Genomic DNA, 17,961 nt, shown 5'->3' on the forward strand with positions numbered 1-17,961 from the left:
TTTGCGCAGCAAATCGGGTGAGGGGTTACAGTCTATCGAGAGGGCTAGAGCCCTCACCCGGCGCTTCGCGCCGACCTCTCCCCGACGGGGAGAGGTGGACGGAGACCGCGCCAAGTCGACTCAACCAAAACTCATCCCGCTTTAGGTTCTTATCTTGACGCGTTTTCTTCACGCGAACCGGTATCCACTTCGCTCGAAAACGCTCTAGTACAGCCGCGTCCGATACGCCTCTTCCATCGCCTTCTCGGCGGTCTCGACCTCAACGGCAGCGGTCTGCTCGGCGATGATGCGGCCGAGCGTCGGGAAGCTGTGGCGCTCGACCTGTGCCGCCGGGTTCCAGAGTTTCGAGCGCATCAGCGCCTTGCCGCAATGGAAGTAGGTTTCGTCGACATGCACCTTGAGGCCGATGACCGGGGTCACGTTCTGCACCGTCAGCGGGGTCAGGAGATCCGGCTCCTGCGAGATCTCGGCGCGCCCGTTGATGCGCAGCGTCTCGTTGATGCCGGGCACCAGGAAGATCAACCCGATCCCGGGTGATGCGATGATGTTGCCGAACGTATCGACCCGGTTGTTGCCGCGCCGGTCCGGGATCAACAGCGTCTTGTCGTCGATCACCGAGACGAAGCCCGGCGCATCGCCCCGCGGGCTGGCATCGGCATGGCCGTTGCCGTCGCTGGAAGCGATCACCAGGAACGGCGACAGCGCGATGAAGTCGCGGCAGAACTTGTCGATATGGTTGAGCACCTTCTTCTCGGCAAGCGGGCTCAATTGCCCGAAATGCGCGCGAAGATCCTCCTGCGACTTGACCGGCGGCTTGCCGCCTGCGCCCTGCTGATCCATAGCGAACCTCCCTTTGTTGTTAGTCTATACCGCGTCGGCGCCCGAGGCGATCCTCGATGCACCGCGCGCATCCGCCGCGAAGCCGGGCTGGTCGAAGAAGTCGCGGCCCGGGATCGCCTCGAGCAGGTCGCGGGTATAGGCCTGACGCGGCGCACTGAACACCTCGGCGGTAGCGCCTTCCTCGACGATCTGTCCCTTCTGCAACACGATGACGCGGTCGGCGATCTCGGCGGCGATCCGCAGATCATGGGTGATGAAGATCATCGCCAGCCGCATCTCCCGCCGCAGTTCGGCGAGCAGTGCCAGCACCTGGGCTTGCACCGAGACATCGAGCGCCGACACCGCCTCGTCGGCGATCAGGACCCGCGGCTTGAGCGCCAGCGCCCGCGCGATGCAGATGCGCTGGCGCTGGCCGCCAGAGAATTCGTGCGGGTAGCGATCCGCCGCGGCCTCCGACAGGCCGACCCGCAGCAGCAGTTTCTTGGCCTGCTCCGTCGCCGCGCCGCGCGCGGTGCCATAGGCCATCGGGCCGCGCGCGATCGCATCACCGATCTTCTGCCGCGGGTCGAGACTGGCAAATGGGTCCTGGAACACGATCTGGAGCTGGCGCCGTGCCTGGCGCAGCGCCTCGCCACGCAACTGCCGCAGATCTGCCCCGCCAAAGCGGATCGCGCCGGCATCCGGTTCGGTCAGCCGCATGATCATGCGCCCGAGCGTCGATTTTCCGGAACCGGATTCGCCGACCACCGCCAGCGTCTCGCCCTCATGCAGGGTCAACGAGATGCCGTCCGCGGCGACCACCTCGCGCGGCGGCTGCAACCAGCCGCGCTTGACCCGGAAGGTCTTTTGCAGGCCGACGACTTCCAGCAGCGGCTCGGGACGAGCGATGGTGGCCGCCTGGATATCGGCGAGCCGCGCCTTCGGCACCGCGTCGATCAATTCGCGCGTGTAGGCCGCCTGCGGATTGCGCAGCACCTCATTGACGGTGCCTTGCTCGACCACCTTGCCGTGACGCAGCACCACGACACGGTCGGCGACGTCCGCCACGACGCCGAAATCATGGGTGATCAGCAGCACGCCCATGCCACGCTCGCGCCGGAGATCGTCGATCAGGCGCAGGATCTGGCGCTGGGTCGTGACGTCGAGCGCCGTGGTCGGCTCGTCCGCGATCAACAGCGCAGGCCGGTTGGCCATCGCCATCGCGATCATCACGCGCTGGCGCTGCCCGCCGGAGAGCTCGAAGGGGTAGCTCTTCTCCAGCAGAAGCGGGTTCGGCAGCCCGACCTGGGTCAGCAGCGTCTGTACGCGCTCATGCAACTCGGCCGGCGCTGGCGCGGGCCGCTGGTGAGCCAGGATCATCTCCTCGATCTGCTTGCCGACGCGCTTCAGCGGATTGAGCGAGGACAGCGGCTCCTGGAAGATCATCGCGGCATTGCCGCCGCGCAGGCTGCGCAAAGCACGGTTATCGAGCTTGGACGGGTCCTGCCCCGCGACCGTCACGGCACCGGACGCGACGTCGACGCCGCGCGGCAACAGCTGCAACACCGCGTGCGCAATCATCGACTTGCCGGAGCCGGATTCGCCGACCAGGCAGACGACCTCGTTCGGCTTGATCTCGAACGACACGTTCTCGACCGCGAACGGCCGGTCGCCGCCCTCGGGAAGCGCGATCGAGAGATTTGCGACCGCAAGCACCGGCGCGTTGCTCTGCACGGCTTCGCTCATGAGCGGCGCCTCGAGACGCGCGGGTTGAGGACGTCGGACAGCCCCTCGCCGAACAGATTGATCGCCAGCACGGTGAGGAGGATGGCAAGGCCGGGAAACACGCTCATCCACCACGCATTGCGGATCACGGTGCGGCCCGCGCCGATCATGAAGCCCCATGACATCAGATTGGGATCGCCGAGCCCCATGAAGGACAGCGCGCTCTCCAACAGGATCGCGGTCGCGACCGTCAGCGAGGTCACGACCAGGATCGGCGAGATCGCGTTGGGCAGGATGTGGCCGAGCACGATGCGCCAGGTGCGCTCGCCCTGGCAGATCGCCGCCTCGACGAACTCGCGATGCCGAAGCCGCAGGAATTCGGCACGCGTCAGCCGCGCCAGCGGCGGCCAGCTCACCGCCCCGATGGTCAGGATGATGGTGAGCAGCGACGGATTGAAGGTCGCGACCAACAGGATGGCCAGCACGAAGGCCGGAATGGTCTGGAACAATTCCGTCATCCGCATCAGCGCCAGATCGACCTTGCCGCCGAAATAACCCGAGATCGCGCCGACCACGACGCCGATCGCCATCGCCGCGAGCGCCGACGCGATCCCGATCAGCAGCGATACGCGCGCGCCATAGGCCACGCCTGCCGCGACGTCGCGGCCGAGCGTATCGCCGCCGAGCCACAGCCCGTCCTCACCCGGCGGCGTGAACGGTGCGCCGACCATCTCCCAGGGCGAGACCGGAAACACGATCGGCGCGATGATCGCCACCACGACGACGACCAGCAGCAGGACGAGGCCGATCATGCCGCTGGGATGACGCAGGAAGGCGCGCACGGTCTCCATCACGCCGCCCCCGTGGTCATGCGCGGATCGATCAACCGGTAGACCAGGTCGGTCAGGAGGTTGAGTGCGATCACCACGATCGAAAGGATCAAGAAGATCCCGAGCAGCACCGGATAGTCGCGTTGCAGCAACGCCTCGAAGGTCAGGCGGCCGAGACCGGGCCAGGCGAACACCGTCTCGATCACCACGGCGCCACCGACCAGCGCGCCGGCCTGCATCCCGGCGACGGTGACGACCGGCACCAGCGCGTTGCGCAGCATGTGACCGACCACGATGCGCGTGCCGGACAGGCCCTTGGCGCGCGCCGTCTTGATGAAGTCCTGCTGCGCGACCTCGATGATCGAGGAGCGCATCAGCCGCGCATAGATCGCCAGATAGATCGCCGCCAGCGAGATGACCGGCATGATCATGTGCTTCATGATGTCGAGCGCGTGCTCGATCGGCGAGAGCTGGACGTTGATGGTCTCGTAGCCGAACGGCGGCAGCCAGCCGAGCGTCACCGAGAACACCAGCACCAGCATCAGGCCGAGCCAGAACACCGGCGTCGCATAGAGCACGAGCGAGAGCACCGTGAACACCGTGTCGAGCACGCTGCCCGCCGCGAGCCCCGCCAGTGCGCCGAGCGCGGTGCCGATCAGGAGCGCAAGGCAGAACGCGGTGACCGTCAGCAGCAGCGTCGCCGGCAGCCGCTCGAGGATCAGGTCGACCACCGGACGGCGCTGGCGGTAGGAATAGCCGAGGTCGAGCCTGACGACGCGGCCGAGATGGCTGACGAGCTGCACGAAATACGGCTTGTCGAGCCCGTATTCCTTGCGCAGATCGTCGAGCAGCTTCGGGTCGGAGGCGCCGGATTGCCCGGCCATCACCTGGGCCGGATCGCCGGGGGCGGCCCGCACCAGCACGAAGTTGAACGTCGCGATGACGAGGATCACGGCGACGAGCTGCGCGATACGGCTGATCGCCTGAAGCCCGATCGCCGCTGCGCTCCCGAGCCGGGTCACGACTTGTAGACCGACCCGAAGGTTTCGTGCGAGCCGATGCCCGTCGTCACGATGTTCTTGAACGCCTTGTCGTAGATGATCGGATACTCGATCTCGAGCGTCCAGGCCACCGGCACGTCCTCGACCAGGATCTGCTGCACCTTGGTGTAGAGCTCCTGGCGCTTGGCTTCGTCGAGCGTCACTGCGGCTTCGTCGAACAATTTGTCGACCTCGGGATTCGAATAGCCCTGGGTGTTCGAGAACAGGATGCCCTTCTTGATATTCGACGAGACATAGGTGCGGGCGACGCCGAGCGCGGGGTCGCCGAGCTGGTAGAGCAGGTTCTGGGTCATCTCGTAGTCCCAGTTGCCGACCTTCTCGGCCCAGCCGGCCATGTCGGTGCCGACCAGCACGAGATCGATGCCGACCCGCGCGAAGCTCTGGCGGAAGAACTCGCCGGCGCGCTGATAGGATTCGCCATAGGGCGGCACGATGTACTTGATCTCGGCGCGCTTGCCGTTGGCGCCGGGCTTCAAGCCCATCTCGTCGAGCAGCGCCTTGGCCTTGTCGACCGAGAACTCGTAGCGTTTCACGTTCGGATCGTAGAACCGCGTCTTCGACGAGATCGGGCCGGTCGCGACCTTGGCATTGCCGAAATAGACCCGCTTGCTGAACGCCTCGCGGTCGATCAGGTGCATCACCGCCTGCCGGAACCGCTTGTCGTTCATCGGCGCGATGCGGTTGTTCATCTCCAGCCACTGATGCGGCGCGAAATACTCGTAACCCTTGGTGGTGAATTCGAGGTTCTTCTGCGCCTTGAAGCGCTGCACGTCGTAGAACTCGACGTCCGACCATTGCACCAGTTGCACCGTGCCGTTCTCGAGCGCGAGCGCCCGCGATGCCGCATCCGGGATCACCCGGTAGACGATCTCGTCCAGATAAGGCTCGTCCTTTCGATAATAGCCGTCGTGGCGGACGAGGTGCACATGCGAGCCGCGCACCCATTCCTTCAGCTTGAACGGGCCGGTGCCGATCGCCTTGTCGTTGTCCGGATTCTTGCGATAGTCGGTGCCGTCGTAGATGTGCTTGGGCACGATCGGCGCGGAGGTGCAATCGAAGCAGCCGATGAACGGCGCAAACGGCTGCTTCAGCTTGAACACGACGGTGAGCGGATCGGGGGCTTCGGCCGACGCCACGCGGGAAAAATTCTGCCGGGCGCGCGGGTGCGTTTCCACCAGCAGCTTCATGCAGCTGAAGACGACGTCCTCGGAGGTCATCGGCTTGCCGTCGTGGAAGGTGATGCCCGGAAACAGCTTGAACGTATAGGTCAGGCCGTCGGGCGAAATCTCCCAGGACTGTGCCATGCCGGGCATCGGCTTGAGGTCGGCGCCGTATTTCAGCAGGCCTTCATAGATCTTGCCGCCGAGCGTCAGGGTCGGCTGCTGCTGGTTCAACGCGGTCACCAGGACCGGCGGTTCGGGCTGGATGATGGTATTGAGCGTCCCGCCGCGGGTCTGCCCCGTCGCCCGCGTGATGCCGAACGGGATGGCGGCACCGCAGGCCAGCATCGCCTTGGTGAATTCGCGTCTGTTCATCGGACCTCTCCGTCGCCGCGCCTCTCACATTCGATTTCGGCGAATGTCGCGGGGTGAGGCATTGTTGCCAAACGCGGTCACCCGCGCTACCTGAATGGGGACAACAATCATCGCGATCGGGCCAACTGGCCCGGAAGATGCATGAGCACCCTGCGAAAACGACGATCGATCAGGAGCTCACGACAGTTGAAAGTCGCAGCGCGACGAAATGACACGACCAGCCTGCGCGTTTGCCGCAAGCAGTCCGGCCCGGTAGCTGCCGCGCATTATGCCGGACAGCTGCAACAGGTCGAACGGCCGCTCGCGGCGATGGCGGCTTCCTATCCAAATGAAAGCACCAGCGCGCGACACGCGCATCGACGCGACCAGTTCATCCTACAGACTGCGGGCGTGACCTCGATGATGACCGAGCGCGGTCATTTCGTCGTGCCGCCCGGCCATGGCCTGTGGATTCCAGCCGGCGTTGCACATCAATCGCGGGCATGGGGCGAGGTCGAGATCCAGACCATCTACGTCACGCCCGATCGGGTGCGGAATGCACCGGCAACCTGCCGCCTGATCAGGGTCTCCGCGCTGGTCGAGGCGCTGATGGAAGAAGCCGTTCACATGCCGACCCGTTACGACCCGGACGGGCGCGACGGCCGGCTGGTCGATTTCCTGCTCGACGAGATCGGCAGGATGCCCGAAGTGTCGCTGCATGTGCAGGTGCCGCCCGATCCGCGGCTTGCCGCGATCTGCGAGGCAGTGCTGGTCGATCCGAGCTCCGATCTCACGCTCGACGAGTGGGCCGATCGCTGCCAGCTCAGCCGGCGGACCTTGACGCGGCTGTTCCGCCGCGAGACCGGGCAGAGCTTCGCGGCCTGGCGGCAGCGGGTGCGGTTGCTCGAAGCGCTGGCCCGGCTTGGCGCCGGCGAGGCCGTCACCTGCGTCGCGCTCGACGTCGGCTATGAGAGCCCGAGCGCCTTCGCCGCGATGTTCAAGCGCGAGCTCGGTGCCGCGCCGCGCCAGTATCTGCGCTGGGCCGATCCCGAAGTGGTGTTGAGATAGGCGCGTCCGCATCAGCGCACCGGCACAACGCAAAACCCCTGCGGTCAACGGGAATGGCCGCAGGGGTTTGCAGGTGGATGGCGTGAGGCCAGCAAGGCTGGGTGTCACCCCAAGGACCGGCGCCATGATCAAAGCGATCCCGCGCTGTTCCCGCAAGCAAGTCTTTTAGGCAGCGCGACAACCGTGTCCGCAAGCAAAGCGCGCGAGACGATACGATCCTCGCGCGCGCGTTGCAGGCGGCCTGTTCAGTCGTTGCGCGCAACCGCAGTCAGCTTGGTCATGTTGTGCAACATGATCCGCCCGCGTTGCAGATCGACGATGCCGTCCCTGCGCCAGGTCTGGAGTTGCCGGTTGACGCTTTCGCGCGCCGCGCCGACGAAGATGCCGAGCTGTTCCTGCGAAATATGCACCTCGGAACCGAAATCCTCGGCCAGCGCGCAGAGCCGGCGCGCGAGGCGGACCGGCAAGGGTTGCAGCACGGATTCTTCCATCCGCTCGCTCTGCCAGCGGATGCGCTGGCACAACAATTCGATCAGGCGGACCGCGACCTTGGGCTCGCGCTCCAGGAAGCCGAGGAAGTCGTCCCGTCGCAGCACGAACAATTCGCTGGCTTCGCCGGCGGTCGCATCCGCGGTGCGATCCTGACCGTCGAGGACGGCGACTTCGCCGAACAGATCGCCGGATCCCATGAAGTTCAGCGTGAGCCGGCTGCCGTCGGAGGCACCGGTCTCGATCCGGACCTGGCCGCGGCGGACCCCGAACAGGGCATCGCCGGGATCGCCTTTCTGGAACAGCACCTCGCCGGCCGCGAGCTGCTGGGTGTGGCAGAGGCCCGAAAGCCGCTGCAACTCGTCCGCACCAAGATCGGCGAACATCGGGTTCATCTTCAGAATGACCGCAAATTCGGCCTGTTTGTTCATTGTACTGCCTTCCAAATCGATCCGAGCAGTCCCCGACGCCCGGTTAGCAAAAATCACCCTCATGGGAGTGTGTCTGAGGTCACATAAGTTCATGCTGGTAACGGATTATTTTTCCGATCATTGGAGCGAGGTTCCGTTTGCGGGATAATCTCGTGCGATCGGCCGGGATTTTCCGCGGCCGGAGCGATCTGACGCGGACTGCCCGGCCGGGAACGACGACATGAGAGCACTCAAATTCGCCGGGGCCGCCATCGCTGCCGTGGTCGCGATCCTCGCCCTGGTGGCCGCGATCGGGATCCCGTCCTCCTTCCTCACCTCTGCCATCAGCGATCGGGTCGAGCGCGAGACCGGCTACCAGCTCACCATCGATGGCGGCGCCAAGGTCGCCCTCTGGCCGACGGTCACCCTCACGCTGAACGATGTCGTGTTGCAGGACCCGCGGGAGCGCGAGGCCAACAACCGGTTCGCGGCCGGCCGGGTCGAGGCCGAGATGACGCTGTCGAGCCTGTGGTCGGGCCGGCCCGACATCACCGACCTCGCCATCGTCAGGCCCGTGATCAACCTGCCGTTGCAGCGCGAGCGCACCCGCGACCACAATCCGCCGGCGAAAGCGTCCGGGTCCGACAACAGCGGCATCACGATCCGGCATGTCAGCGTCACCAGCGGCACCGTCGTGTTCTCCAATGTACGCGACCGGGTCGAGAACCGGATCGAGACGCTCAACGCCGATGCAACCATTGGCGACGACCGCAGGATCGTCCTCACCGGCAACGCGCGCACCGGCGACAAGCCGCTGAAATTCGAGATCCGCGCGACCGCGCCGCAAGCGCCGCTGGAGCGCCAGAGCGTACCCGCCGAATTCAACATCGATGCACCCGGCCTGTTGCCCGCGGCGATCAAGGCGAATGCCGAAGTGCGCCTGAACGGCACGGTTGTGATGTTCAACGGCGTTTCCGGCACGCTCGGCGACGGCGGCTTCACCGGCTGGGCCTCGGTCGATTTCGCCAGCAACAAGCCGCTGGTGAAGCTCGATCTCGACTTCCAGCGCATTTCACTGGCGTTGACGCCGGGCCAGTCCGGCGCGACGCAGCCATTGGGCACCAACACCTGGAGCAATGCCTCGATCGATCTCAGCGGGCTCAACTATGTCGACGCGCAGGCGCGCATCTCGACCGCCGAGCTCGTGATCGGCGACGGCCGCTTCGCGCAGGCGGCGATCGACGCCTCGATCGACAGCGGCGTGCTGAACGGCAAGCTCGGCAATCTCGGCGCCTATGAGGGCACCGCCAATGGCGACGTCAGCATCGACGTGCGCAGCGCGACCCCGAGCTACGCACTGCGGCTCGATCTCGCCGGCGTGCGCGCGCTGCCGGTGCTGAAGAGCATCGCCGAGTTCGACAAGCTCGACGGCAGGATGCAGGCCAGGATCGCGCTGACCTCGCAAGGCAACAGCGAGCGCGCCATCGTCGGCAATCTCGCCGGCACCGCCGTCGTCGTATTCCAGGACGGCAAGATCATCGGCCTCAACGTCGCGCAGATGATCCGCAACCTCACCACCGGCACCTTGTCGGGTTGGCAGCAGGGCCAGGAGCTCTCGACCGATCTCAGCCAGCTCGCCGCCTCGTTCAAGGTCGACAAGGGCCAGGCCGTCACCACCGACCTCAATCTGGTCGGCCCGCTGGTGAAGATGACCGGGGTCGGCACCGTCGATCTCAACACCCGCCAGATCGGGTTCCGGGTCGAACCGCAGCTCGTCATGACCACCGAGGGCCAGGGCCGCGCCGGCAACCCGGTCGGCCTCGGCATCCCCGTGATGGTCGAGGGGCCGTGGGTGAGCCCGCGGATCTATCCGGAGATGCAGGGCATCCTCGACAACCCCCAGGCCGCCTATGCCAAGCTCAAGGAGATGGGCAAGGGCCTGTTCGGAGCCAGCGGCCAGGGTCTCAGCCAACAGGGCTTGAGTCAGGGCCTCAACGGGCTGAGCAACCTGCTCAACGGCGCGCAGGGCGGTGGAACCGCGGCGCAGCCCGGTGGCAGCGGCCAGGGCTCTGGCGGCCAGGGCAATCCGCTCGGCGGGCAGCTTGGCGACACCATCGGGAACCTGCTGCAACAGGGCCTCTCCACCCTCAACCAGGGCAATGCCTCCCGTCCGAGCCGCAGCCTGAGCCAGGAGGCGCCACCCGCCGCCGACCAGGCCCCGCCGCCCAATCCCCCGCAAGGCGACACCGACCGTCCCGCGATGAACGACGTGCTGCGTCAGCTGCTCAATCGCTGATAGTCCCGCATACTCGCCGCCGCTTGCGCTGACGGTTCGCCCTAAAACCTCCCATCCCGGGCTAACCATGCGGGCCGCGGGACCAGCCTGCCCTGCCGATCCGTGCTAAACAGCGGCGGAGGATGCGGCGCGCCCGACTGTTGCAACGGGGCGGACGAGGCTGGATGAACGCGGCGACCGACAAGGGCAGGATCTGGTTTTTGCGCGGCGGCCTGTTCGCCAAATACGTGCTCGCGCTGGTCGGTCTCGTCGTGTTCGTGCTGGCGGTCAACGGCGCGCTGGAGACCTGGATCAGCTACCGCGGCATCAAGAGCACGCTGACCGATGCGATGAGCGAGAAGGCGGACGCCACCGCCAAGCACATCGAGCAGTCGATCGCCGATCTCGAGCGCCAGATCTCCTGGGTGACCCGCGCCTCCTCCAACACCATCGAGCTGCGCCGCGCCGATTATGCCCAGTTGCTCGGCCAGGTGCCGGCGGTGAGCCAGCTCACCCTGATCAACGGCCAGGGCCGTGAGCTGCTGCGGCTGTCGCGCCAGACCGTCACCGTGAACTCCAACACCGATCTGTCCCGCGACGTCAGGTTCATCGAGACGGTGAGCCGCGGCACCGCCTACGCGCCGGCGTATTTCCGCGACGAGCGGCCCTTCATGTCGATCGGCGAGCAGCATTCCGGCTTCAACGCCGGCGTCACCGTGGCCGAGATCGACCTGCGCTTCCTCGCCGACTATTTCGGCGATTCCCAGGTCGGCCGCACCGCCACCGCCTATGTGGTCGACGCCAAGGGCCGCGTGCTGGCGAGTTCGTCGAAGGGCCCCGAGGTCGGCAAGGACCTCGCCGCGCTGCCGCAGGTCGCCGCGGTGCTGGGGGGCGGCAAGCCGATCGCCTTCGGCACCGACATCGACGGCAACGCAGTGCTGACGACCACGACATCGGCGCCGAACCTCGGCTGGCATGTGTTCGTCGAGCAGCCGCGGACGCAGGCACTGTCGCCGATCCGCGACCAGCTGGTGCGCATCGCGCTCTTGATCGCGCTCGGCCTCGTGGTCGCGACCATCGCCGGCACCATCCTCGCCCGCCGCATGCTGGTGCCGATCACCGCGCTGCGCACCGGCGCGCGGCGGCTTGGCGCCGGCGATTTCGGCCATCGCATCGAGGTGAAGACATCGGACGAGCTGGAGGAGCTCGCCGGCCAGTTCAACAGCATGGCCTCGCAGCTCGCCGAGACCTACTCGGACCTCGAGGCCAAGGTGAAGGAGCGCACCCGCGACCTCGCGCAATCGATCAACGAGCTGAAGGTGCTGGAGGAGGTCGGCCGCGCGGTGGCGTCCTCGCTCGACCTCAACGCCGTGCTGCCGACGGTCGCCGCGCGCGCGCTCGAGATCACCCATGCCGATGCCGTGCTGATCTATGGCTATGACGCTGCACAGCGCAGCTTCAACCTGACGCAATCGATCGGCATCGATAGCGCAGCCGAGGGCGGCCATCGCGCGATCGATGCCGATCACAGCCCGCTCGGCGAGGCCGCCGCGAACGGCGAGCCGCTGGCATTTCCGGATCTCACCCACCAGGCTGAACATCCGCTGCGCGATGTCGTGGTCGGCGCCGGCTTCCATTCGGTGCTGATCGTGCCGCTGGTCGACCAGCAGGGCGTGCTCGGCGCGCTGGTGGTGCTGCGCAAGGCGGCCGGCGATTTCCCCGCCAACATGATCGGCTTGATGAAGACGTTCGCGCACCAGGCCGTGCTGGCGATGCGCAATGCGCGGCTGTTCACCGAGGTGGACCAGAAGAGCCACGCGCTGGAAGCGGCCAACAGCACGGTGCGCGAGCAGGCCGACAAGCTCCAGCAGCAGACCGATCAGCTCACCGACTGGAACAGATCGTTGGAGGCGCGGGTCGAGACCCAGCTCGGCGAGATCGAGCGCATCCGCAAGCTCGAGCGTTTCCTGGCGCCGCAGGTGGCGCAGCTGATCGCCTCCTCCGACAATCCCGAGGGCCTGCTCGACAGCCACCGGCGCGAGGTCACCGTGGTGTTCTGCGACCTGCGCGGCTTCACCGCCTTCACCGAGGCGACTGAGCCGGAGGAGGCGATGAACGTGCTGCGCGAATATCACGCCGCGCTCGGGCAGCTGATCTTCAAGTATGAGGGCACGCTCGACAAATATGCCGGCGACGGCGTGATGATCCTGTTCAACGCGCCGATCCTGCTCGCCGACCACACCGCGCGCGCCGTGAAGATGGCGGTCGAGATGCGCGACACCATCGGCCCCCTCACCGAGAAGTGGCGCAACCGCGGGCATAGCCTGGGCTTCGGCATGGGGATCGCGGTCGGCTATGCCACGCTCGGCCAGGTCGGCTTCGAGCAGCGGCTGGAATATGCAGCGATCGGCAGCGTCACCAACCTTGCCTCCCGCCTGTGCGGCGAGGCCCGGCCCAACCAGATCGTGGTCAGCCGCCGCGTCTACGGCATCGTCGAACCCTACGTCGAAGGCCGCGCCATCGACGACCTCGTGGTGAAGGGTTTCAACCACCCGATCCTGGCCGCGGAGATCCTGAGCTGGAAGGGCGAGCCGTCGGCGGAAGCGGCGGCTGAGTGAGGCACGTCACGGAACCCGCCGGTTCTTGCCTTGTTTTCGCGCCAAACGAGCATATACTACCGCTATTCGATTAGCCGTTGCGCCTTGTTGAATGGTCCCATCGGCCTTCTTCCAAAGACATCGCCAGTTGAATTGGTGACGCGTCCATCACGCGAAATATCTGCTTTGGAGAAGAGACATGGCAACAGGTACTGTGAAGTGGTTCAACGGCCAGAAGGGCTTTGGTTTCATTCAGCCGGATGACGGCAGCAAGGATGTGTTCGTTCACATCAGCGCCGTCGAGCGCGCCGGTCTGTCCGGCCTGGCCGAAGGCCAGAAGGTGTCGTTCGAGCTGAAGACCGACAAGATGCGCGGCAAGACCAGCGCCGAGAATCTGCAGCTGGCCTGAGTTCGCATTGACGCATGATGGTCGCGGCGGCGCTTCGCGCCGGTCGCGGCATTCATGCCGCAACGTCATTCCACGGATGTACTGGAGTGACGGTGAGGCCCGCTTGATCTGCAACGGTTGAGCGGGCTTTTCTGTATCCGACACAAGGATGACCATGGCCGCCCGAACGCCTGCCGCGCCCACCCCCGACAGCCTCGCGCGCGCCGAACGCCAGCGGCTTGCGGCCGAAGAGGGCGCCCGCGCGATGGCCGACGTCGCACGCGACGCGATCGCCGTGCGCCAGAACATGGAACGGCTGCGCGCGCTACGCCAAGCCCGCGACGCCGATGCCGATGCCGCCCAGGCGGAAGCCGTAGCCAAGCCCAAGACCGCGCGCCGCGTGAAGCGCATCGTGCGCTGATAGGCACCGCGCGCGGCGGCGGCAGAACAAGCGACATTTCCACCCCACGTCGTCCTGGCTTTCGCCAGGACGACTGCGGATATGCAGCCCCTACCTCCGCGCGGGCTGTCGCCCTATGTGACGCAGCGCATGGTCTCGAAGCTCGCATCGCTGATTGATGGCGCCGGGCTGCCGCATCTGGTATTCAGGAGCGGCTTCAATTGACGCGTTTGTTCACGCGAACCGGTGTCCATCTCGCTCGAAACGCGCTGCAATTTGGGAATAGTTCGCCGATGATTTCGTCCCTCATGCGCGCCTCAGCCCTTGCCGCCACCGCGCTGCTCGTGCTCGCGGCTTGTCCCGCATTCGCCGCGAGCGAGACCGACGCGGTGCCGAAGGGCGCGGCGGTGACGGTGCTGAAGGCGTCGAAATTCTGCTTCGGCAACATCGTCGAGGTCTCGGGCATCGTGCTGCCGCGCGACGAGCAGCAGATCCGGCCCGACCGGTTTGGCTTGAAGGTCGCGGAGGTGATGGCCGATCCCGGCGACACCGTCACCGCGGGCCAGGTGCTGGCGAAGCTGACCGACGGCAGCAATGCGATCAACGTCACGGCGCCGGTGGCGGGCACGATCTCGGCGTCGTCGGCGATCGTCGGTGCCCCGGCGTCCGGCAAGGACGCCCTGTTCTCGATCATCGCCCGAAACGAATACGACCTGGTCGGCATGGTGCCGACCCGCGACATCGCCAAGCTGAAGACCGAGCAGACCGCGAAGCTGAAGGTGCTCGGCGCCGGCGACCTCGACGGCAAGGTGCGGCGGATCGCGCCGACCGTCGAGCCGAACAGCCAGCTCGGCCAGGTGTTCGTGGCGATCGGCGCCAACAAGCGGCTGCTGGTGAATTCGAGCGGGCGGGCGCAGATCAAGACCGGGCAGAGCTGCGGCGTCGCGGTGCCGCTAACCGCGATCCTCTATTCCACCGCCGGCACCGTGGTGCAGGTGGTGCGTGGCGGCCGCGTCGAGACGCGGCGGGTGGAGACCGGGTTGATGTCGGCCGGCCAGGTCGAGATCCGCGACGGCATCCAGGAAGGCGACATCGTCGTCGCCCGCGCCGGCGCGCTGCTGCGCGAAGGCGATCCGGTGCGGCCGGTCGGCGCGAGCGCGGATGCGAAGTAGGGCGACGCTGCATCCACACCGTCGTCCTGGCGAAGGCCAGGACCCATAACCATCGGCAGAAATTTTGCGAAGACTAGCAGTGAAGGACTTGCATTGGACGCGCGCCGCGGTACGCGCAGCGCGCTTTCACCGATAGATCACGCGGTATGGGTCCCGGCTTTCGCCGGGACGACGTGGGGATAGAGTCGAGAAGGCCTCAGCCGCCGAGCTTGATGTCTTCCAGCAGCGAGGACGACACGCTCGGCACCTGCTCGCCTTCACTGGCGCGCGAGATCGCGACGCGGGTCTTGTTGAAGGCGGTTTCGGCGCCGACCTGGGCGTTGAGGTTGTTGAGCAGCTCGGAGACCAGCACGCTGTTGGTGCCCTTGCCGTCGTCGGCGACCTTGCCCGGCGTCGCCGAAGACAGCACGATGGTGTTCTCCGGCGGGCTGATCGGGGCGAGGCCGTGCGAGAAGGCGCGGAAGCGGCGCTCATAGGGATTGCGGCGCGAGGCGTCGAGCACGACGAGCTTGGCCTTGGCGCCGCGCTCCTTCATCGCATCGAGCACGGACTCGACGCTGACGCCGGTGCGCTTGACGTCGGCTTCCTTCCAGATCGTGGCGTCGACCGGGATCATGTAGCTCTCGCGGCCGACCTGCACGCCATAGCCGCCGAAGAACAGCATCACCACGGTGTCGGGGCGGATCTTGGCCTTCATGCGCTCGACGGCGCGGAACATGTCGTCCTTGGTGGCGTCCTCGACCACGTCGACGTCGAAGCCCTCGCGGCGCAGCGCCGACGACAGCGTGCGGGCGTCGTTGATCGGCTGCGCCAGCGGCGCCGATGCGTCCGGGTAATGGCCGTTACCGATGATCAGCGCGAGGCGGGAGGTGCCGGTCGGGATGCTGCCGGTGGCGCCCGCAACGACGGTGCCCTTGGGGGTATCGAACATGCGCTTGTTGAGCGCGGCATGGGCGCCGATCGCCAGCGACACCGTGCCGGCCACAGCCACCGCGAAGGCGATGGTGCGGCGGGAAATATGAGGCTGCCTAAGGTCCATAGCGTTCCTGGTCCCAATCCTTATCCCGATGGCGCTCAAGCGAATTCGCGCCAGTTAGTCGCGTCTCAGACGATCAGGTTTAATGGGGTTGTGCCGTGTGTGCCGTTGAATTGAACTCAATTTGCGGCGCCGCAACAAACAGACCCTTAACCCGGCCGGGCGGCCGGGGCAACCCGGTTTGGCGCATGCTGCCGCCGGGCAAAGACTATTGACGCCGTTAAAATCCCGTTACGTGATCTCGGTCACATTTGTGTTTTGTACGGATTCATGTAGCTTTCCAATAGCTTGCGGGAATTGGGGAGGAGCGCGGGAAACACCGCCGGGCGGCGGCGTTAACCGGTTCCAGCAGAAAGAGATTCTCCTTGGGTTTCTTGGGCCTTCACGAGATCGCCGGGGCGGTGTGCCGGTCATTGACCGCGAGCAAGGACGGACCGTCGCTGTACGAGGTCTGCGACCCGGTGCTGCAATCCTATCGCGGCGGCGATGCCCATCTCGGAAAATTCTACCGGACCGCGCTCGGCAATCCGCCGCTGCGTGCCCTGCTCCGCCGCACCGGCCTGCCCGACCTGAAGAACCTTGATCGCCTCGCCAGCCTGCGCGCCGCGCTGACCCAGGCGCGCGACGCCGAGGCGCCGGACTGGACCGCGATCGGCGCGCCCGTCGCCGACCTGATGGACGGCCTCGCCGTGCGCCATCCGGCGCCGCCGGCCGTCATCGTGCCGGCGCGGCCGCCCGCACCGGCCGAGATCGACCGCGTGATCCGCAAGACGGCCGCGCATCTGCTGCGCTCGTTCGGCAAGAATGGCTTCATCCCGACCTACGCCGCGTTCAACCTGATCGGCGATCCCGACATCGGCGGCCGCGAGATGCTGATGGCGCTGACCGGGCTGAATGCGCGCGGCTACAAGAACTCGACACTGCTGTTCAACCTGGCTCGCATCTTCATCGCGCATTCACCGGCGCGCGCGCTGATCAACCCGCCATGGCGCGGCATCGCCGAGCCGATGTGGGAGCCGGTGCAGATCCGGCATCGCTCGGCCTATTACGACGCATTCTTCACCGAGGCGCTGCTCGGCTTCGTCGAGAGCGGGCTGGCGTCAGCGGATGAGACCGCGGCTGCGCGACGCGCGATCGCGGACATGGTGGCGTTCTGCGTCAGGACCAGCGCCGAGGAGGTGCCGTCGCATGACGGCTCCAACGTGAAAGTCATCACCGCGCTGGCACCGGGGCGGCATCCGCGGTTCTCGCGCTTCTTCGCCCAGATCAAGCAGGATCTGGGCTTCGGCATCTATGTGCCCGACTGCGATACCACGGCGTGCGCGTTCTCCGCCGCGACCCAGGCCGGCTCCGACGATCCGATCCTGGCGCAGCCGCTGCTGGATTTCTATCGCGGCTACCAGGTGCGATCAGGCGCCAACGAGCCACGGGTCACCGTGCCGCTCAACGACAACATCGACTATGAGGGCGGCGTCGTCACCTGGATCGACAATCTCCGCGGCGAGCGGCCTTACGGCAACGACCTCGATCCGACCCTGAACCTCGACATCCTCGAGGTCTCGTTCCGCAACCTCGCGCGCTGGCGGATCATCGAGACGCCGCAGCGGCTGGAGACGTTGCATCGCATCATCGCTTTCCAGAAGAACCTGGTCGAAAGCGGCGCGTTCAGCAATCCGCGCTCGCACATCTATTACCTGCCCGAGCTCTATTCGGCCTATTTCGGCCGCTGCTATGCCGCCTTCATCGCGCTGCCGCTGGCGGCGCAGCGCGTCATCGACCCCGGCAACGTGTTCGCGCTGATCCGCTCCCGCGTGCTCGGCTATGTCATCGGCGAGCTGATCGCCCATGAGATGAACCCGTTCGACGCCGCGCTGGCGCTGATGGCGCTGGCGCATCTCGGCGCCGAGGTCTCGACCTTCACGCCGGCGCTGCATTGCATCGTGCAAAACCTCGGCGAGGGCGGACGCAGGGGACCCTACAAGGCCTATGAGTGGAACAAGATGAAGACACCGACCCGGATCCTGGTCGGCGGGCCCGAGGTGACGTCGGCGTTCGTGCTGATGGCGCTGGCGCTGGCGCGGAAGCGGATGGCGGCGGTGTAGGATGGGTGGAGCGCAGCGATACCCATCATCTGTCCCCGAGCGTCGATGGGTATCGCTTCGCTCCACCCATCCTAC

General features: G+C 66.2%; 15 protein-coding genes. 8 read left to right on the plus strand and 7 right to left on the minus strand.

The window, feature by feature from the left end; genetic code table 11:
- Positions 1–204: 204 nt before the first annotated feature.
- The 5 genes from B2W55_RS30145 to B2W55_RS30165 are packed head-to-tail and all read right to left on the minus strand — an operon-like array spanning position 205 to position 5,970.
- Positions 205–840, minus strand: coding sequence for a pyridoxamine 5'-phosphate oxidase family protein (locus B2W55_RS30145; protein WP_024583665.1), 636 nt, complete (start codon positions 838–840; stop codon positions 205–207).
- Positions 841–864: 24 nt separating this feature from the next.
- Positions 865–2,565 carry a dipeptide ABC transporter ATP-binding protein gene (locus B2W55_RS30150; RefSeq protein ID WP_024583666.1) on the minus strand — a complete coding sequence of 567 codons (1,701 nt, stop codon included), beginning with the start codon at positions 2,563–2,565 and terminating at the stop codon, positions 865–867.
- The gene (locus B2W55_RS30155; protein WP_024583667.1) at positions 2,562–3,395 is read right to left on the minus strand and encodes an ABC transporter permease; all 834 of its coding nucleotides are present in this window, start codon (positions 3,393–3,395) and stop codon (positions 2,562–2,564) included. The genes B2W55_RS30150 and B2W55_RS30155 overlap by 4 nt, the downstream gene beginning before the upstream one ends.
- Positions 3,395–4,396, minus strand: a complete 1,002-nt coding sequence (locus B2W55_RS30160; RefSeq protein ID WP_024583668.1) for an ABC transporter permease — start codon at positions 4,394–4,396, stop codon at positions 3,395–3,397. Before B2W55_RS30160 ends, B2W55_RS30155 begins: the two co-directional genes overlap by 1 nt.
- On the minus strand, positions 4,393–5,970 hold the full coding sequence (locus tag B2W55_RS30165) for an ABC transporter substrate-binding protein (protein WP_024583669.1): 1,578 nt from the start codon (positions 5,968–5,970) through the stop codon (positions 4,393–4,395). The genes B2W55_RS30160 and B2W55_RS30165 overlap by 4 nt, the downstream gene beginning before the upstream one ends.
- Positions 5,971–6,156: 186 nt before the next feature.
- Between B2W55_RS30165 and B2W55_RS30170 the strand changes: the two genes are divergently transcribed.
- Positions 6,157–7,017: an AraC family transcriptional regulator gene (locus B2W55_RS30170; RefSeq protein WP_024583670.1), complete on the plus strand. Its 861-nt coding sequence runs from the start codon at positions 6,157–6,159 to the stop codon at positions 7,015–7,017.
- Between the two features lie 245 nt (positions 7,018–7,262).
- Here B2W55_RS30170 and B2W55_RS30175 read toward each other — a convergent pair whose 3' ends face one another.
- Positions 7,263–7,937, minus strand: a complete 675-nt coding sequence (locus tag B2W55_RS30175; protein WP_024583671.1) for a Crp/Fnr family transcriptional regulator — start codon at positions 7,935–7,937, stop codon at positions 7,263–7,265.
- Between the two features lie 220 nt (positions 7,938–8,157).
- Here B2W55_RS30175 and B2W55_RS30180 point away from each other — a divergent pair, with 220 nt between their 5' ends.
- The 6 genes from B2W55_RS30180 to B2W55_RS30205 all read left to right on the plus strand — a co-directional run bounded on the left by B2W55_RS30180 (position 8,158) and on the right by B2W55_RS30205 (position 14,748).
- Positions 8,158–10,212: an AsmA family protein gene (locus B2W55_RS30180; RefSeq protein ID WP_024583672.1), complete on the plus strand. Its 2,055-nt coding sequence runs from the start codon at positions 8,158–8,160 to the stop codon at positions 10,210–10,212.
- A gap of 164 nt (positions 10,213–10,376) precedes the next feature.
- Positions 10,377–12,809 (plus strand): adenylate/guanylate cyclase domain-containing protein, encoded by a 2,433-nt coding sequence (locus B2W55_RS30185; RefSeq protein ID WP_024583673.1) that lies wholly within the window; start codon positions 10,377–10,379, stop codon positions 12,807–12,809.
- A gap of 178 nt (positions 12,810–12,987) precedes the next feature.
- Positions 12,988–13,197, plus strand: a complete 210-nt coding sequence (locus B2W55_RS30190) for a cold-shock protein (protein WP_021078030.1) — start codon at positions 12,988–12,990, stop codon at positions 13,195–13,197.
- Positions 13,198–13,345: 148 nt separating this feature from the next.
- Positions 13,346–13,597 (plus strand): hypothetical protein, encoded by a 252-nt coding sequence (locus B2W55_RS30195; RefSeq protein WP_343206188.1) that lies wholly within the window; start codon positions 13,346–13,348, stop codon positions 13,595–13,597.
- Between the two features lie 81 nt (positions 13,598–13,678).
- Entirely contained in the window at positions 13,679–13,801 is a 123-nt protein-coding gene (locus tag B2W55_RS30200; protein WP_256372056.1) for a hypothetical protein, read from the plus strand.
- A gap of 68 nt (positions 13,802–13,869) precedes the next feature.
- Entirely contained in the window at positions 13,870–14,748 is an 879-nt protein-coding gene (locus B2W55_RS30205; RefSeq protein ID WP_029879806.1) for an efflux RND transporter periplasmic adaptor subunit, read from the plus strand.
- A gap of 196 nt (positions 14,749–14,944) precedes the next feature.
- Here the strand turns inward: B2W55_RS30205 and B2W55_RS30210 are convergent, their stop codons facing one another.
- Positions 14,945–15,787: a caspase family protein gene (locus B2W55_RS30210; RefSeq protein ID WP_024583676.1), complete on the minus strand. Its 843-nt coding sequence runs from the start codon at positions 15,785–15,787 to the stop codon at positions 14,945–14,947.
- A gap of 371 nt (positions 15,788–16,158) precedes the next feature.
- Between B2W55_RS30210 and B2W55_RS30215 the strand changes: the two genes are divergently transcribed.
- Positions 16,159–17,886: a hypothetical protein gene (locus B2W55_RS30215; protein WP_024583677.1), complete on the plus strand. Its 1,728-nt coding sequence runs from the start codon at positions 16,159–16,161 to the stop codon at positions 17,884–17,886.
- Positions 17,887–17,961 lie beyond the last annotated feature (75 nt).

Source organism: Bradyrhizobium sp. UBA2491 (genome assembly GCF_002341725.1).
In the GTDB taxonomy this organism is placed as follows: domain Bacteria; phylum Pseudomonadota; class Alphaproteobacteria; order Rhizobiales; family Xanthobacteraceae; genus Bradyrhizobium.

What these genes read in the sequence shown, in the direction of transcription:
- B2W55_RS30205 (WP_029879806.1), top strand. Translation starts at nt 13,870, where the DNA reads ATGATTTCGTCCCTCATGCGCGCCTCAGCCCTTGCCGCCACCGCGCTG.
- B2W55_RS30175 (WP_024583671.1), bottom strand. Translation starts at nt 7,937, where the DNA reads ATGAACAAACAGGCCGAATTTGCGGTCATTCTGAAGATGAACCCGATG.
- B2W55_RS30210 (WP_024583676.1), bottom strand. Translation starts at nt 15,787, where the DNA reads ATGGACCTTAGGCAGCCTCATATTTCCCGCCGCACCATCGCCTTCGCG.
- B2W55_RS30180 (WP_024583672.1), top strand. Translation starts at nt 8,158, where the DNA reads ATGAGAGCACTCAAATTCGCCGGGGCCGCCATCGCTGCCGTGGTCGCG.
- B2W55_RS30150 (WP_024583666.1), bottom strand. Translation starts at nt 2,565, where the DNA reads ATGAGCGAAGCCGTGCAGAGCAACGCGCCGGTGCTTGCGGTCGCAAAT.
- B2W55_RS30155 (WP_024583667.1), bottom strand. Translation starts at nt 3,395, where the DNA reads ATGGAGACCGTGCGCGCCTTCCTGCGTCATCCCAGCGGCATGATCGGC.
- B2W55_RS30145 (WP_024583665.1), bottom strand. Translation starts at nt 840, where the DNA reads ATGGATCAGCAGGGCGCAGGCGGCAAGCCGCCGGTCAAGTCGCAGGAG.
- B2W55_RS30190 (WP_021078030.1), top strand. Translation starts at nt 12,988, where the DNA reads ATGGCAACAGGTACTGTGAAGTGGTTCAACGGCCAGAAGGGCTTTGGT.
- B2W55_RS30185 (WP_024583673.1), top strand. Translation starts at nt 10,377, where the DNA reads ATGAACGCGGCGACCGACAAGGGCAGGATCTGGTTTTTGCGCGGCGGC.
- B2W55_RS30200 (WP_256372056.1), top strand. Translation starts at nt 13,679, where the DNA reads ATGCAGCCCCTACCTCCGCGCGGGCTGTCGCCCTATGTGACGCAGCGC.
- B2W55_RS30195 (WP_343206188.1), top strand. Translation starts at nt 13,346, where the DNA reads ATGACCATGGCCGCCCGAACGCCTGCCGCGCCCACCCCCGACAGCCTC.
- B2W55_RS30165 (WP_024583669.1), bottom strand. Translation starts at nt 5,970, where the DNA reads ATGAACAGACGCGAATTCACCAAGGCGATGCTGGCCTGCGGTGCCGCC.